Origin of the sequence: Flammeovirga sp. SubArs3 (assembly GCF_947387565.1) — a bacterium.
GTDB lineage: Bacteria > Bacteroidota > Bacteroidia > Cytophagales > Flammeovirgaceae > Flammeovirga > Flammeovirga agarivorans.
In genome coordinates, this window is record NZ_CANDOA010000012.1 from 57,532 (window position 1) to 74,979 (window position 17,448).

The 17,448-nt window shown below is 35.2% G+C and carries 16 protein-coding genes; 2 read left to right on the plus strand and 14 right to left on the minus strand.

Annotation, left to right across the window (positions count from 1 at the left end):
- Window positions 1-90 precede the first annotated feature (90 nt).
- Complete coding sequence (glgX, locus tag QL232_RS23850) at window positions 91-2,169, plus strand: glycogen debranching protein GlgX (RefSeq protein ID WP_281616064.1); 2,079 nt, start codon at window positions 91-93, stop codon at window positions 2,167-2,169.
- A 41-nt stretch (window positions 2,170-2,210) separates the two neighbouring features.
- Here glgX and QL232_RS23855 read toward each other — a convergent pair whose 3' ends face one another.
- From QL232_RS23855 to QL232_RS23905, 11 genes are all read right to left on the minus strand, one after another.
- Entirely contained in the window at window positions 2,211-3,059 is an 849-nt protein-coding gene (locus QL232_RS23855; RefSeq protein ID WP_281616065.1) for a hypothetical protein, read from the minus strand.
- A 110-nt stretch (window positions 3,060-3,169) separates the two neighbouring features.
- Window positions 3,170-3,868 carry an endonuclease V gene (locus tag QL232_RS23860; protein WP_281616066.1) on the minus strand — a complete coding sequence of 233 codons (699 nt, stop codon included), beginning with the start codon at window positions 3,866-3,868 and terminating at the stop codon, window positions 3,170-3,172.
- Between the two features lie 68 nt (window positions 3,869-3,936).
- Window positions 3,937-4,992 carry an endolytic transglycosylase MltG gene (mltG, locus tag QL232_RS23865; protein ID WP_168881979.1) on the minus strand — a complete coding sequence of 352 codons (1,056 nt, stop codon included), beginning with the start codon at window positions 4,990-4,992 and terminating at the stop codon, window positions 3,937-3,939.
- Window positions 4,993-5,030: 38 nt separating this feature from the next.
- Window positions 5,031-6,311: a pitrilysin family protein gene (locus QL232_RS23870; protein ID WP_281616067.1), complete on the minus strand. Its 1,281-nt coding sequence runs from the start codon at window positions 6,309-6,311 to the stop codon at window positions 5,031-5,033.
- 202 nt (window positions 6,312-6,513) lie between these two features.
- Complete coding sequence (locus tag QL232_RS23875) at window positions 6,514-6,828, minus strand: septum formation initiator family protein (RefSeq protein ID WP_168881980.1); 315 nt, start codon at window positions 6,826-6,828, stop codon at window positions 6,514-6,516.
- Window positions 6,829-6,847: 19 nt separating this feature from the next.
- Window positions 6,848-8,692: a M1 family metallopeptidase gene (locus QL232_RS23880; RefSeq protein WP_281616068.1), complete on the minus strand. Its 1,845-nt coding sequence runs from the start codon at window positions 8,690-8,692 to the stop codon at window positions 6,848-6,850.
- A gap of 140 nt (window positions 8,693-8,832) precedes the next feature.
- The gene (locus QL232_RS23885) at window positions 8,833-9,219 is read right to left on the minus strand and encodes a hypothetical protein (protein WP_281616069.1); all 387 of its coding nucleotides are present in this window, start codon (window positions 9,217-9,219) and stop codon (window positions 8,833-8,835) included.
- Between the two features lie 2 nt (window positions 9,220-9,221).
- A complete protein-coding gene (locus QL232_RS23890) occupies window positions 9,222-9,611 on the minus strand; it encodes a GtrA family protein (protein ID WP_281616070.1) in 390 nt (129 codons plus the stop codon).
- Window positions 9,612-9,740: 129 nt separating this feature from the next.
- A complete protein-coding gene (locus tag QL232_RS23895; protein WP_168881983.1) occupies window positions 9,741-11,522 on the minus strand; it encodes a DEAD/DEAH box helicase in 1,782 nt (593 codons plus the stop codon).
- 282 nt (window positions 11,523-11,804) lie between these two features.
- Entirely contained in the window at window positions 11,805-12,377 is a 573-nt protein-coding gene (locus QL232_RS23900; protein WP_168881984.1) for a hypothetical protein, read from the minus strand.
- Between the two features lie 31 nt (window positions 12,378-12,408).
- Entirely contained in the window at window positions 12,409-13,935 is a 1,527-nt protein-coding gene (locus QL232_RS23905; protein WP_281616071.1) for a S8 family serine peptidase, read from the minus strand.
- A 108-nt stretch (window positions 13,936-14,043) separates the two neighbouring features.
- Here QL232_RS23905 and QL232_RS23910 point away from each other — a divergent pair, with 108 nt between their 5' ends.
- On the plus strand, window positions 14,044-15,336 hold the full coding sequence (locus QL232_RS23910) for an aminopeptidase P family protein (protein ID WP_168881986.1): 1,293 nt from the start codon (window positions 14,044-14,046) through the stop codon (window positions 15,334-15,336).
- A 73-nt stretch (window positions 15,337-15,409) separates the two neighbouring features.
- Here the strand turns inward: QL232_RS23910 and QL232_RS23915 are convergent, their stop codons facing one another.
- From QL232_RS23915 to QL232_RS23925, 3 genes are all read right to left on the minus strand, one after another.
- Window positions 15,410-15,841 (minus strand): hypothetical protein, encoded by a 432-nt coding sequence (locus QL232_RS23915; RefSeq protein WP_281616072.1) that lies wholly within the window; start codon window positions 15,839-15,841, stop codon window positions 15,410-15,412.
- 175 nt (window positions 15,842-16,016) lie between these two features.
- Entirely contained in the window at window positions 16,017-16,271 is a 255-nt protein-coding gene (locus QL232_RS23920) for a NifU family protein (protein ID WP_168881988.1), read from the minus strand.
- A gap of 36 nt (window positions 16,272-16,307) precedes the next feature.
- On the minus strand, window positions 16,308-17,411 hold the full coding sequence (locus QL232_RS23925) for an Mrp/NBP35 family ATP-binding protein (protein WP_168881989.1): 1,104 nt from the start codon (window positions 17,409-17,411) through the stop codon (window positions 16,308-16,310).
- Window positions 17,412-17,448: the final 37 nt, after the last annotated feature.

Genomic DNA, 17,448 nt, shown 5'->3' on the forward strand with positions numbered 1-17,448 from the left:
AAAATTCAATTATAAAACTTGCTATCTAAATATTTATTGAGGCGTTTTTATAAGAAGCGCCTCAATTACTAACTAAAACATTATTGTGCGATGAGCATTAAACATTCCAAAGGTTCGAGCTACCCTTTAGGAGCTACTGTAACTAATAAAGGAACAAACTTCTGTATTTATTCTAAAGGTGCAACTGCTATCGAACTGCTCTTATTTGCAGACAAAGATAGTCCACGTCCGTTTCATGTGATCCGTTTAAACCCTGAAACAAATAAGACTTTTTATTATTGGCATGTATTTGTTGAGGGAGTTGGACATGGTCAGGTTTATGGATATAGAGCATTTGGTGATTATATTCCAGAAAAAGGTTCATGGTTTGACGGTAGTAAAGTTTTAGTGGATCCTTATGCGAAGGCTGTATGTATGACAGAGAATTACTCTAGAAAAGCATGCATTCGCCCCGGAGACAATTGCTTACATGCACTAAAGAGTATCGTTATTGACGACTCTGAATATGATTGGGAGGGAGATAAACCGTTATCAAAACCTTATTCGAAAACTATCATCTATGAGATGCATGTTGAAGGATTTACCAAAGACCCTTCTTCTGGCCTTTCTGATGAAAAAAGAGGTACTTATGAAGGTTTGATTGAGAAGATTCCTTATTTACAAGAATTAGGTATTACAGCAGTTGAACTCTTACCTATTTATCAGTTTGACCCACATGATGCTCCAAAAAACCGCATCAACTACTGGGGATACAGTCCTATTAACTTCTTTGCTCCTCACTCTCTTTATGCTATGGATAAAAATGATCCAACTAGCCCAGTAAGAGAATTCAAGGATATGGTAAAAGCTTTACATAAAGCAGGTATTGAAGTTATTCTGGATGTTGTATATAACCATACTACTGAAGTAAACCCTGAAGAGGGGCCAACGATAAACTTTAAAGGATTAGATGCTAGTACATACTATATCCTCGATAAGAAAAATAACTACAAATTCTTAGATTTCTCTGGTTGTGGAAACTCATTCAACGCGAACCACTCTGTAGTGAGAAGAATGATTATGGATTCTCTTCGCTATTGGGTATCTGAAATGCATGTTGATGGTTTCCGTTTTGATTTAGCTTCCGTTTTATCAAGAGACGAAGAAGGTAATCCGACAGACAACCCTCCAATCTTATGGGAAATTGAATCTGATCCAATCCTTGCGGGTACTAAAATGATTGCTGAAGCATGGGATGCCGCTGGTCTATACCAAGTAGGATCTTTTGTTGGTGACCGTTGGAGTGAATGGAATGGAGTTTATAGAGATGTTTTAAGACGATTTGTAAAAGGAGATAATGACCTTATTGGCTCTTTCGCGGGTTGTGTTGAAGGCTCACATCACATTTTCCAAAATCAAGAAGAAAGAGATCCTAATAGAAGTATCAACTTCATCACTTGTCATGATGGTTTTACAATGAATGATCTTGTATCATACAATTCAAAACACAACTTGGCCAATGGTGAAAATAACAACGATGGTTCTAACGATAACTTCAGCTGGAACCATGGTCATGAGGGTGATACAGATAATGGAGAGATCGATCACTTAAGACAAAAGCAAATAAAGAACTTCTTCACATTGCTACTATTATCTCAGGGTACTCCTATGATCTTAATGGGTGATGAAGTGAGAAGGACTCAAAATGGTAATAATAACGCCTACTGTCAGGATAATGAATTGAGCTGGTTCAATTGGAATGATCCTATTCACCATGAAGAGATGTTGAACTTTGTAAAGAAAATTATCAAGTTCAATTTACAACATCAGGTCTTCCAAACAGAGCGTTTCTGGAGTTCTAAAGCAAGAGCGCGCCGTCCAATCATTACATGGCATGGAGTCGATTTCGACAATCCTGACTGGGCTGGTAATTCGCATGCTATTGCCTACATGCTTACTTCTCCAAATACTGGAGAGCAGATATTTATTATTGTCAATACATTCTGGGAAGCACTGGATTTTGAGGTTCCAGAACCAACAATATTCACAAGTCAACCCGAATGGAAATGTATTGTAGATACAGGCAACAGAATGCCTCATGATATATTTGAGTATGATGATGCCCCTGTGATTAAACCAGGGCATAAACACCTTCAACCTAGGTCGGTTGTTGTTTTAAAATCAACTTAAAAAAATAAAAGGTCATCTGGTGATAAGATGACCTTTTATTTTTATATCGTTTTATGCTCGATTTTTACTACTTCACCAAAGTTTTCAAGTAGTAAATTATTCATATCTTCTTTGTGTAAAACTTCTTTCAAAGCCCCCTTCACTTGCTCTGGAGATAATTCTTCACCATACCATTTCACAAAGATTTTTGCTCTCTTGGCTTTTAGATATTTCTTACCATTTTGAGCATCTCTGTTTTTATCAGGGGCTATCATTTCATAAGGAAAACCATAAGTATATTCCTCGTAAATATATGTTCCTTTCTCTGACACAGAAGGGTCTTTAAACACCTTAAACCTTCCTGGAGTAGCTGAATCTCTTGTATTTCTTGACAATCGTATCGCTACTTGTACACTGTCCACACCTTTAATGTGTACATTATGGAATGTAAGCCTTTCATATTTATCTACTTGCTGGCCTCCAATATAAAAATAAAGGAAAACGGTAAAGGATATGAAAATAGTTAAAGACCTAGCTAACAAGTTGGTGATTACTTCTTTAGAAGTCCATTTTTTTCTATTTGATACTTTCTTGATTTCAACAGAAAATCCTTTTATTTCCTCTGTTTGAAACTGTTCATCACTTAAATCATCTCCTTTTTTTATGGGCAATAATAGACTCATCGTCACAATAAAGAATACAGTGATATAGAATGGTGTTTTAAATAAAATTGACTCATTAAAAACCACCTCAAGAATACTATTGAAAATTAAGGACGTAAAAGTTATCAATAAAGCATATACAACTGCTAATATAAAAGGTTGATATTCTTTAGGGATCTTATTTTTTTGAGAATAGATAGTGCGAGGTTTACTATTTTTCACCTCTTTATTTTTTGTAACTTCAAACATGGTAACTAGCTCTTTTCGTGATAGTGTACATTTTGATTGATATACAACAAATATACTTCTAAAGAGTAGTTTCAGTTTAAACTATTTAAAGTTTTTAGCAATAAAAAATCTTAATAATCAATAAGTTCATAGTCTCCTTCTTCTCCTTTTGATGCTTTTCGCACTGCTTGGTCAGCTCTTCTAATAGGTTCGAAGATTCTATACTCACCATGAAACCTCTTGATCATATAAATTGATGTCTCTAAACTAATCAGATGACCTGGGCTGATAAAAATCGGTTTTACTCCTTTGTTCGAGCGAAATGCAACACCAACTACTTCATCGTCCAACAGCATCGGTGCAATACTTCCTTTCCCATCTCCTAGTTGAGTATTGTACTTCAACATTGGCTTCTTGGCAACACCAATAGTAGGTATATTTAATCTTAGACCTAACCAGCAAGCTATTCCAAACTTCCTAGGATGTGCTAATCCATGACCATCAACAATCACTATGGAAGGAACAAACTTATATTTCTTATTTAAAATCTGAAGGCATTCTTCTAATAATGGACCTTCATAATATGCAAAATAACCCGATTCATAAGGAGTTGCCGGCAATGGATGAACCGTAACAAAGGTATTGATCCATTCACCTGTTTTTCCTCGAATAATATCACAAGAGACAAAAGCACAATCTTCAGTATACGCCACATCCATACTACAAACAGCGTCTTCACCTTTAAATTTTATTCGGTGATTTGTGTCTTCATATATAATTACTTGAGCTGCTAATTCTTCTTGTTCTTTATCTCTTTCTTGATTTCGCATAGATACTTCTTCCCTTCTACTAAAAAAGGAAAAAGCAGTAGGATTAACTTACTGCTTTTTCTTATTTCTTATTTATAAACTCTTGCTTTGTTTAATGCATTCTGGTATTTACGAGCATAATAATTATGCTCTTTTAATGTTTTTGAAAAATGGTGATATCCAGAAAAATCAGCTTCAGCAACCATATACATGTACTTATGTTTTGTTGCGTTTAACACTGCATTTATCGCTTGAGTTGAAGGAATTCTAATTGGTCCCGGAGGCAATCCCGTATGCTTATACGTATTGTAAGGAGAATTGATGGCTAAGTGTTTGTTTAAAACTCTTTTCACATCAGTAAAGTCATTCACCATTCCAGTTTCAACAGCTGCAAAGACTACTGTTGGGTCAGATTGTAGGCCCCAACCTTTGTTTAGTCTATTGATATATAAACCAGCTACTTTTGGCATTTCATCAGCCTTTATTGTCTCAGATTCAACAATTGATGCTAGCACTGATACTTGAAATGGAGTTAGTCCTACAGCTTCCGCTTTTTTCTTACGGGCGTCATCCCAGAACTTATCATACTCTTTTTTCATTCTTTTTACTAGGCTCTTTGCTGAGATTGTCCAATACACCTCATAAGTATTTGGTAAAAAGATCACTTTCATCGTTAAAGAATCAAGACCTAATTCTGCCTTTAATTCTTCATCATACATTGCATCCAATAATTCATCTGGAGTAATCTCTAAACGCTGTGTAAAACGTTCGGCAACATCATCCAATGTTCTTGCATTATTGAAAGTGATTTTGATGGGAGTTTGTGCCCCTGATCGTAAATATCTTACCGCCTCAATGTTGGTCATATCTGGCTCTAATACATACAAACCGGGTTTTACATTCTCATTATATTTCAAAGCTTTTGATACAAATCTGAAAGGAACTAACTCAGAAAGTATATCGTACTTCATTAGGGTATCCGACACATTATCTATCGTTGCGTCATTTGGAATTCTAATTACTGCTGCTTGTTTTCCTACTTGAACATTAGGTGTATAAAATACTTGATAAAAATAGACAATCATCGATATTGTAAACACCGAAAAGCCTACAAATAAAAAAATACGTAAGTTCTTTGATACCATTTTGCTCTTATTTAGCCTCTATAAAATTAGGTTAGAGGTTACTGTTTTGTTTCAGGACGGTAAATCAACGTACTTATGCGGTCTTTTGCAAACATTTCATTGGCAACTTCTAATAAATCCTCCGCCGAAATGTTCTGAATTTGCGTAAATACTTCTTCTATGGTTTCAAATTTCTCTTTGTCTAACAGCGCTTTACCCATACCTAACATTATAGATAGGTTAGATTCGCCAGACATCGCAATTTGTCCCATTATTTGTTGCTTTACAGACCTTAGTTGTTGAACACCTAATTTTTTATCTCTTAGCTTACTCAACTCTCTATCTACTAGTTTTAGACATTTATTGAGACTTTTCTCTTCTGTAGCAAAATAGATACTGAATTGTCCACTATCTAAATAAGCTGAAGATCCTGCAGAAATATCATATACATATCCATATTTCTCTCTGATTCCTAAATTCAATCTAGAGTTCATGGCAGGGCCACCTAGAAGGTTTGTCAAAAGAAAGAAGGTCATTCTCTTTGAGTGGTGTAGCTCATAAGATTCTGCCCCCAACATTACATGACATTGTGTAATAGGCTTTTTCCTTTCCACTGTGATCGGTGTATAACCTGTAAATGGTATACGTGTTCGATCTTTCCTCATTTCAGGAATATGTGAAAAATATTTCTCACAAAGTGCTACAACCTTTTCGAAGGGAAGATTAGAGATAGAAGAAAAAACGACTTCATGCGTATCAATATTCTGTTCTAAGAAATCGAAAAAGTCTTGTTGTTGAAAACTCTTTACGCTATCTATTGTACCCAAAATATTTCTACCAAGAGGATGATTTGGGAAGATGATCTCATCGAATTCATCTCCAATCGCATCAGCTGGGTCGTCTCTATAAAGAGACATTTCTTCTAAAATAACTGAACGTTCCTTCTCAATTTCCTTTAGAGGGAAACTAGAATTAAATGTTAAGTCCGATAAGATATCAACCGACTTTTCAAAATGTTGTACTAACGTTGATGCATAAAAATGAATCTTCTCTTTAGAAGTATAAGCATTCAACTCACCTCCAACAGCATCTATACTGTTAAGAATATGATACGCCTTTCTTTTATTGGTTCCTTTAAAAGCCATATGCTCCCAAAAGTGTGCAATTCCTTGTTGTTCCAAGGTTTCATCACGACTACCAACGTTCAAAGCCACACCACAATGTGCCAGTTTAGTACTTTTGACTTGTCTATGTATGATTCTGATACCGTTATCAAGACGGTGTATCTGAAAATTCTTATCCATCGAGTTGATTTTCCCTCCGTTAATAACCCAATACATTGGGTTTTATATTCTCTACCTCACATTAATGAGCCTGCAAATTTAGTTATTAAGATCTTAATAATGAAGTACATTAGATCAATAATATCGTTTCAGTTCTTTTGTTATGAATATTTTAGAAGCCCATAAAATCTATTGGTATTCAGACACAAAAAAGCCTTGTCTTTTAAGTAAAAACAAGGCTTTTCTATATCTACTTGATTTAATCTTCATCAAGCTCTTTTATCACATAAACATCCTCACCTGTTCTGTGCATAAAGTATTTTTCTCTTGCAAACTTTTCTAACGTTTGATTATTAGACTTTAATTCCTTCATCTTACGTTCTAAGTCAAGAATCTCCTTTCCATAATATTCTTCCTGGTTCTTCAATTCTTGTTCTTTATTTTTCTGATTTCTTCTTTTAATCAAATTATCATTATCAAAGAAGGCTATCCAAATAAAAAATAAGAGTCCAGTTATTATGTAAAAGTTCTTGAAATACTTTAACCATTCCGGGTTATTAGGTGTTTCTGCCATTCTGAATATCTTTCAAAAATTATAAGCCTGCCCCTTCTTCAACAACATAAGATACCTCTAAGATATTATTAGATCTATCGATATCTGCTACCTTGTGTGTAGGGTCAACTTCAACTCTTTTCAATTTAGTACCTTTTGTTGGAACCGCAATAGTATATGTCGGGTGTGTCCAAGGCCAGTCAGATAATTGTACCCAATTACCTTCAATTTCCTTTTCTTTCCCTCCTCTCATTAGTCTTAGAGGCATATAATATGTTGTTTCATCACCATTATCTAAAGTTACTTTAACTTCTGTTGGCATTGGCATTTGTCCTACTCTCTCTAAAGTGATATACGTTGTATCTCCTTCAGTGAAAGTATTCTTTACTCCATAATCTACCGTTTTAGTACTGTAAACAAAATACTGCTTGTACCACTGTAACTGAAGTCCTGATTCTTTCTCCATGATTCTCATGAAATCATTTACATTCGGGTGTTTGAACTTCCACTCTTCATAATATCTTCTGAATGCTTTATCAAACGTTTCTTGCCCCATGATATAGCTTAACTGGTGTAAGAATACGGCACCTTTTGAGTAAGACGCAATAGAATAAGCTGCATTTCTTTCAAAATGATCTGCATGAGTACTTAACGGTTCTTCAATTCCTCTTTTTACCACATAGAAATATGAATTATATGAACCTCCATGTGCATTTTCTTTTCCATTCACATGTGCTTCTATCTCATTTCCAATGTAAGAGTTAAAACCTTCGTCCATCCAAGCGTATAGGCTTTCGTTTGTTGCTAATACAAACTGGAACCAGCTATGTAACATTTCATGAACTGTTACACCAACAAGGCTATTTAAATTTCTTTTTCCTGTGATTAGCGTAAGCATACCATACTCCATACCGCCATCACCACCTTGAACTACATTGTATACTTTATAAGGGTATTTACCTACTCTCTTGTTTGTATACTTGATGGCTTGCTCTAGGTATGCAGGTAATTTATTCCATACATCATCAATACCCTGATCTTTTTTCCAGAAGAAATGAAGCTCCGGACCATCATCCATTTTTACAATTTTATGTTGATAATCAGGATCTGCAGCAAAAGTAAAATCATGTACTTCAGGTGCAACAAAGTGCCAAGTTAACTTTCCATCTTTTGGCTTACCTTTTTTGATACCTTCGTAACCATGTCCAACTTGTTCTGCATTCTGTAAGTAACCTGTCGCGGCTACCATATATTTAGCATCCAAAGTTAATTTCACATCGAAATCACCCCAAATACCATAAAATTCTCTCCCAACATATGGGTCTGGATGCCAGCCTTCATAATCGTACTCCGCTAATTTCGGGTACCATTGAGACATAGAATATCTTACACCTTCTTTGTTATCTCTACCTGTTCTTCTGATTTGAACCGGTACCTGACCTTCAAACTCCATTGATAAAGTAACCTTTGACTTAGGCATAATTGGCTTATTCAAGGTAACTTCTAGAATTGTCCCTACAGTTTGATGTTTTACAGGTTTACCATTTTGTTTTAATGAAATAACCTTTTCGTAACCAATCTCATCAGGACTCAATTTTGAAATACGGTCTTTTACTCTACCATCAGGATCCTCAATTGTTCTTGAACGAACATCCATCATACTTCCAGGTTGAAAAGCATTCAAGAATAAGTGATAATACACTTTTGTTAGTGTATCAGGAGAGTTGTTATAATAATCTATTTTCTGTGTTCCTTGGAATCGGTTAGTGTTTACATCTAACTCTACGTCCATTTTGTAGTTGGCTCTTTGTTGCCAACGATCAGGTTGTGCGAAACCTATCAAGCTAAATGTGCATAATACTGCTGCGAAAAAATACTGCTTCATGGGAATGAAAGTTCCTCTTTTATTTGTTAATCAAGTTGATCACGCAAAATACAAAAGAAAACACTTCGATGGATAGTTAACAGTGCTTTCTCATTTAAATTTGATGTAATCAATATTAATTTTTTATTTTTTTAATTGAATTAAGTCAGGAGTGTTTTTAATTCTTCGATTTTTTGATGACGGGCAACGGAAAAAGTCATTACATCGACCACTTCCAACTTTTCTAAAATCATTAATGCTGATTCTAGAAATTTAGAGTCATTTTCTATTTTTCCTTTGATAATGAGTGCGTCTGCTAAAAGCTCAATTTCATTGTACCTAAGTTTGGGTGATAGATCCATTACTTTCAGTGCCATTTCTTTGGCATCATCTTCTGGATCTATTTGTACAATTTCTTTTAAATATTTTTCTACTGAAGTAGCAACTTCTTCTCTATATTTTACCCAATCAAGACCTTGAAAACGAAGTATCATTTTCTCTAAATCTTTGATCAGTCTTTTAATATAATCTCTTTTGTCTTGTAACATGTTTATTCAGTGAATGTGAATAACAAGTTAGCAAAGAAATTCCATATTACGACGACACCAATAGCAACTACTTTGGCTAAATAAAAGTTCATCTTCACTTTTTCATGAAGGATCCAAATAATAGCATTACTAAATAGAAGTCCTACAAGTGATACCGAGAAGAATTTTATATACTGAACACCAACATCTGTTGCATTACTCTCAAATGTCCAAATTCTATTTAAGATATAGTTGGATGTTGCTGCAAAAATAAAACCTAAGCTATTGGCTAAATATTTATGCCCTTTTAGTATATCCTTAACTAAATAAGTAATACCGAAGTCCACAAATAGACCTGAAAAACCCACCACACCAAATTTGATGAATTTCCAAAACAAGACCTCTCCTTGCATTTCTCTTATTTTAAAAAAATCGAAGAATAAATCAGTTTGATTGAGCTAGAAAAATAGATGAAATTTACATTTCAAACAAAAAAGTAAATGATGAATAGTTAACTACCCATCATTTACTTTTATCTATAATTACTTGCTTCTGCGACGACGGTCACGGTCTCCACCGCCACCACCTTGACGGCGACGATCTCCACCTCTGTAACCTCCACCACCACCGCGGCGGTCACCTCCGTTGAATGGTCTTCTACGACCTCCGCCACCACGACGACGGTCTCCACCGCCACCACCAGTGTTAGAAACTTCAACATCAATCTTACGGCCTTTGAAATCTAATTTGCTCATTCCACCGACAACATCTGTTTCTCTACCTTCTTTTAATTCAAAGAATGAGAAATTCTGCTTAAGATCGATTCGTCCAATATCAATACGGTCACCTTGTACACCTTTGTTGATTAAATCAATAAGGTCTTTTGGTCTGATTTCATCACGCTTACCAAGGTTAATAAAGAATCTTGTAAAGCCTGATTCAGCATTTCTACGATTATTCTCACCTCTTTCGCGGCTGTTTGTATGATCTCTTCTGTCAGGAACATTAAGATCTCTAGCCCCTCTGTAGTAATCTAAGAAGCGGTTAAACTCTAAAGCAACAAATCTGTTGATGATTTCTTCTCTGCTTAGGTCTTCTAACTTCTCGTATACTTTTGGTAAGTATGCAGCAATTTCATCTTCTTCCATTGCAACGTCATGGATTCTATCCACTAGGTGGAATAACTGACGCTCACAAATTTGAGGACCTGTTGGTACAGGGTCCATAATGAAACTTTGCTTTAATACTCTTTCGATAGATCTTAAACGGTGCTTCTCACGCATGTGGATAATTGCAATTGAAGTACCATCTCTACCAGCTCTACCTGTACGACCTGAACGGTGATTGTACGTTTCGATATCATCAGGTAAGTTGTAGTTGATTACATGTGAAAGGTCATTTACATCAAGACCTCTGGCTGCTACGTCAGTTGCTACAAGTAATTGTAGTGTTCTCTGACGGAACTTACCCATTACATAATCACGTTGTGCTTGAGACAAGTCACCATGTAATGCATCCGCATTGTAACCATCTTGCATCAATCTTTCTGCAACGTCTTTAGTTTCTTGACGCGTTCTACAGAAAACGATACCGTAAATATTTGGATTGTAGTCTACAATACGCTTAAGTGCTTCATAACGATCACTAGCTTTTACAGAGTAGCAATAATGTTTTACATTTTTGTTACCCGTATTTTTTGTGCCTACAGTTACTTCTTTTGGTTCAGACATATAGTTTGAAGCAATTCTAGCTACCTCTTTAGGCATAGTTGCTGAGAATAACCAAACATTTTTGTCTTCTGGAGTTCCTTCTAAGATTGCATCAAGCTCATCTTTGAAACCCATTTTCAACATTTCATCAGCTTCATCAAGAACTACTGTCTCTACTTGAGAAATGTCTGCTTTACCTCTTTTTAAAAGGTCATCCATACGACCTGGAGTTGCTACAATTACATGAGCTCCTCTTTTGATCTGACGGATTTGTTGGTCAATTGGAGAGCCACCATAAACAGCTACTACTCTTAAACCAGGAATTTGCTTTGAAAAATTTTCTAAATCTCTTGCGATCTGAAGTCCCAATTCACGTACGGGACATAATACTAACCCTTGCGTTCTTTTATCTGATACATCAACGCGATGTAATAGAGGCAAGCCGAAAGCTGCAGTTTTTCCAGTACCTGTTTGAGCTAGACCTACCAAGTCTGTTTCCTCCGTTAAAAGAGTTGGAATTACTTCTTCTTGGATTGGTGTTGGTTGTTCAAAACCGAGCTCAGAAACAGCGTCTAATAACTCTTGCTTCAGCCCTAATTCACTAAATTTTGCCATGTTGTGTTTTTTAGAACGCTTCCCTCCTTACAATGCTATGTTTGTAGCGGACTAGCTACAACTATGAGATGCGGATAAAAGCGCTAACGAATTTTATCTAATAGGCCACAAAGGTAATTGTTTTATTATTGGTTTTAGGTCTAAGCTTCACAATCGTTTGTTTTTCAGTAAAATTATTGGCAAAATTTTTCCTTATTAACAAAAAAAGGCCTCTTTTGAGGCCCTTCATTAATCAAATATTTTCAAAAGGTAACTGAAATTTCAGTTTTAACTAAAGCGTTGTTAATACACTACATCAGCAATAATTTCATAATTTTTATCACCTAATATCACAATTGATTGTGACCCTTTGAGTGTATAACGCTGAAGCATCTCATTCTCATCAAAAACTAATTCACCATTTTTTTCTGTTTCAAACAATGAATTATCTGTTCTGATTTTGAAAGAAACATTTAAGATTTTTCCTTCTGTATTTTTTTTCAATTCGAGCCAACGGACACTTTCTCTTGGTCCACTTGCTTCGTACCTTGTGATATGGTTTTTACCCTCCTCTTTTTTTATGACAGCATAACTATCTTTAAAAATCGGACGATTAATATCTGCTTCTGCAAAAATTTCTAATTCATTCTCCCAATCAATTTCATCAGAAGATATCACATTCTTTTTACCATCATATTCTACCTCTTTGTTCACTTTTGCTGAAGAAGACGCTAAAGCTGTAGAAGTGTTTTCAATAATTTCCTTCAAATCAAAATAATAAACTTGATCTTGCTTATCGAAGGTCTCTAGTTGTGAACAATTGGTTAGTAAACTGATGCTAGTAATAATTAGGCTGATTCTAACGAACAAATGCATAAATAATAATTAAGTTAAGCTTGTGTTTATTTTACCAAAAAACCTCTATATGTCTTTTTCCTGTCCATAAAGTAGTGCTTTCAGCTTTTTTCACTTTTTTGATCTTCCATGAATCTCTTTCCAAATATATAAATTCCTGCTTAATAACAATAGTATTCTCTTTCTTATGAAACAAAACGGCCATACTATGTTCTTCAGGAATAGCCTCCAAAGTAATTTTTTTCTTACCTGTCGCTTTCAACTCTTTAACTGCTGATTTAGGTTTCTCTTCTTTTAGAAGCTGCATGGCTTTTCCTGCATCAGGAACTCCGTAGCCAATATAATTATTAGCATAAGGATATAAACTGGATGACTCAATAATCGCTTCTTTAATTTCTTCTGCACTAGCTTCTGGCTGATATTGCCATAAACAAGCTGCTAAACCTGTAATGACTGGTGCTGAAAAAGATGTCCCAAATAAAGAATAGCATGAGACTTCAGGCTTAACATACGGTAGCGTTTTTGGACCAATACTACTGTAGCTAGCTTTAGATCCACTCTTTGTCGTCGCTCCAACACTCAGTACTCCTTTAGCATCTGCCGGAGCACTTATCACTTTCCATGCATTGTTATCACCTTCGTTTCCTGCGGACAATATGAGTAATACTCCTTTATTTTCTACAGCATACTCCGCTGCTTGAGTAACCATACTTGTTTTACCATCCATTTCCTTAGGAGAGTAATTATCTGAAGGATCATCAAAACCATTGGTATAACCTAAAGAACTATTGATCAATTTCACTTGCAATGAATCAACCATCCATTCTAATGCTGCAATCCAATTTTCTTCATCTGTCCTCGTTTCCGAATCGCCATGATCCGTTCTTGCTAAGTAAAATGAAGAATGATCTGCCAAACCATAACGCATATTTCCTTCTTTTCCAGCAATCATACGTAAAACTGTCGTTCCATGGCTATCACTTCCTGTTTCTTTAGTGAAATAAAAAGAGGTCTCATGTCTATCTGGAGTAATAAAGTCCCTAAATCCTTTTACCCTTCCTTCATCAAACAATTTTTTTAGGTAATCGTTCTTTTTAGCATTCCAGAAACCTGCATCAATTACGCCAACTGCTACTCCTTCTCCATTCAGTTGTTCTTCATATAATGGATCTGGTTTTAATTGTTTGATAGCATAAGCCGCTTGTTGCTTCTGCTCCTTTAAAGTTTCCTCAGTACTTGTTACTCCTAACTTCCATTGTGTATTGACTGATCGAACTTCTTTGATAAAAGACAGTGATTTTAGATATTTCGCATCTGATTTTGAAACATGGTCTACCGTTACAGCATTCAACCAATTGGATACTGTCTCTTCTTGAAAGCCTATATTATTTAAACTATCAAGATAATTTTGGCAAACTGATTGGTTAAAAAAATCTAACTTTTCAGTATCACATTTATCTTGAAAAATGATCCAATAGCGCTCTGATTCTTCAGAAAAAGCACTTGTATTGATCATTAAGCAAGAAAATAGCAAAAAGAGTGTATTTAATAATGAACTCGATGAGTAAAAAATATTCATCGGTTTCTTCAGTCTATTAGTCATGTAGTTTTAAAAAATCAATGGAAGAAGTAAATTCGAATTCAAAGTAAAATAAATAAATAAAATCATATAAACACATAGTTTCCGATGAGATACGATAAAATCGATCAAAACTTGTTTATTGAGAACCGTAAACGCTTCGTTGAACGTTTAAAACCAAATTCTGTTGCGGTTTTCAATTCTAACGACATCATGCCAACAAGTGCTGATGGTACTATGCCTTTCATCCAACATACTGACATCTTCTACCTAAGTGGTATCGATCAAGAAAAAAGTATCTTGGTAATTAACCCAGATGCAAAAGACCCTGCCCATAGAGAAATCCTATTCCTTATTGAAACTAATGAGGAGATTGCTATTTGGGAAGGTGCAAAACTAACGAAAGAGCAAGCAACTGAAGTTTCTGGTATAGAAACAGTTTTCTGGTTGTCTGAGTTCAATACTATCTTCAAAGGTTTGGTATTTGATAGTGAACATATCTATTTAAATACCAACGAACACCTAAGAGCAGATACAACTGTTCAAACTCCTGACGATCGTTTTATTGAAGAGTGTAGAAAAATGTACCCTCTTCATAAATATGAGCGCCTTTCTCCGATCATGCATGATCTTAGAACGGTGAAATCTCAATATGAAATCGATGTGATGCAAAAAGCTTGTGATATCACTGAAAAAGGTTTCAGAAGAGTATTGGAATTTGTAAAGCCAGGTGTGAAAGAATACGAAATTGAAGCTGAGGTAACTCATGAGTTTGTTCGTAATGGTTCTAGACGCCATGCATATACTCCAATTATTGCATCAGGTTTTAATGCATGTGTACTTCACTATATCGACAATGATCAGATCTGTCAGGATGGTGATTTACTATTAATGGACTTTGGTTGTGAATACGGTAACTATGCTTCTGATTTAACTCGTACCATCCCAGTAAATGGTAAGTTTACAGAGCGTCAAGCGGCTGTTTACAATGCAGTATTAAGAGTACATAAAGCGGCAGCAAAAATGCTTGTACCTGGTAATAACTTAGTAGATTACCATGTAGAAGTTGGTAAGTTGATGACAGAAGAGCTTATTGGTTTAGGGTTAATCTCTAAAGAAGATGTAGCTAACGAAGATCCAAAATGGCCTGCATACAAAAAGTATTTTATGCACGGTACATCTCATCATATTGGTGTTGATGTTCATGATTATGGACATAGATATAAAACTTTTGAAGCTGGAATGGTATTTACTGTTGAGCCAGGAATTTATATCCGCGAAGAAAACATGGGTATCAGAATCGAAAATGACTATGTGATTCAAGAATCAGGTGAACCATTCGATTTAATGAAGAACATTCCAATTGAAGTCAGTGATATCGAATCGATTATGGGCAAATAATCTAATCACACTTTAATAAAAAAAGCCTATTCAACAATTTTAGTTGAATAGGCTTTTTTATTGAATTTATATTCTACATGTAATAAAAGGAATCAAAGAGTTTATCTGATTTGACTCTCATTACTAATTCTTCATTTTCATCATACATCGAGATCACACAACTCACATTGTTTTCTTTCTGTATGTATTTTACTACAAGATGGAAATTATTGTCTAATTTATAATCTACATCTACTTCCTCTCCAAACTTAATATCAGACACATATTCCAATGGAAATACTTCTTTTGATTCTTTATTTGAATCCATAAGTATTAACTCATTACCATAAATACTGATGTATTCTAAATCAAAAGTGGAAATGGGAGCATTATCTTCTAACACATTTACTACTGGATGTTGTAATAAATAATACGGTTCTTCTGTAGAATTAAATTGTGAAATCACTTGTGAAAAACCGAAATGCTGTAAAAATAAAAATGTAGTCAGCAACAAAAATTGTTTCATAATATCTTATAGTAAAATGTTCATCCTAAACGTATTATATACAACGGTATCCCTACGCTTAGAACATTCATAAAACAATCATAAACTATCAGATTACGAGCATATTATATTGAAACAAAAAAGCACATACGTGTTGACGTACATGCTTTTAATATATTATTATGTTGAGATGAAATTAACTTTCAAACTCTTCCATATTAATTGCTTCTACTTTGTTTACTTCAGGAACAGCATTAACGATAGCTTGTTCAATTCCTGCTTTTAAAGTCATTGCTGACATTGGACAAGAACCACAAGCACCTAAAAGTTCAACTTTTGCAATGCCGTCTTCAGTAACTTCAACAACCTTAGCGTTCCCCCCATCAGCTTCTAAATAAGGACGAATCGTGTCCAAAGCTTTCTCTACTCTTTCTAATAGTGTTTGACTCATATATATAGTACCCAAAAGGTGGTTATTCTGTTTTAATTATTCCCAAGTTTTAATTTCTACTTTATCTGTCTCAGGAAGTTCTGCATTTCGAATAGCAACATTTCTTGCTAATTCTTCAGCTATTTTTACGAAGGCACCTCCAGCTGGGTTTCCTTCTTCCATTACTACTGGCACACCATCATCTCCGCCTTCACGAACACTTTGTACTAAAGGTACTTCACCAATAAATGGCACTTCATATCTTCTAGCAAAAGTTTTACCCCCGTCTTTACCAAATAAATAGTATTTGTTTTCTGGTAATTCAGCAGGTGTAAAATAGGCCATGTTTTCTACAACACCCAAAATTGGAACGTTTACATCTTTTGAAGCAAACATCTTGTAACCACGAACTGCATCTGCAAGGGCTACTTTTTGTGGGGTAGTAACAATTACTGCTCCTGTTACTTTAGCGGTTTGAACTAATGATAAGTGAATGTCACCTGTTCCTGGAGGAAGGTCAATTAAAAGATAATCTAAGTCTCCCCAATCCGTATCCATAAAGAACTGACGAATTGCAGAACTTGCCATTGGTCCTCTCCATACCACAGCATTATCAGGAGGAGTTAAGAAACCAATAGAAAGTAATTTCACTCCATACTTTTCGATTGGGATAATTACATTCTTTCCGTCTCTTACGACTACACCAGGCTGGGCATTTTCACAATTAAACATGGTAGGAATAGAAGGTCCATAGATATCAGCATCCATAACACCTACTTTTGCTCCTGTTTCTGCTAATGCTAAAGCTAGGTTAGCAGTAACAGTTGATTTACCTACACCACCTTTACCAGATGATACAGCTATTACGTTTTTAACTCCTGGTAAAACAGGACCTTTCTGTTGTAATGAAGTTACTTCGGCAGTCATATTTACAGTGATCTCAAGATCCTCTGCAACATCTCTTTTAATCGCATCTTCACAACGTTGACGAATAAGCTCTTTTAATGGACAAGCAGGAGTAGTTAATACTACAGTAAAAGATACTTTATTTCCTTCAACTTCTACGTCACGTATCATGTTCAACGTAACTAAATCCTTCTTTAAATCCGGCTCTTCAACAGTGGATAAAGCCTTTAATATATCTTCTTGCGTGTAAGCCATGCTAATGTTCTATTCCTTTGCAGTTTAATTACCACAA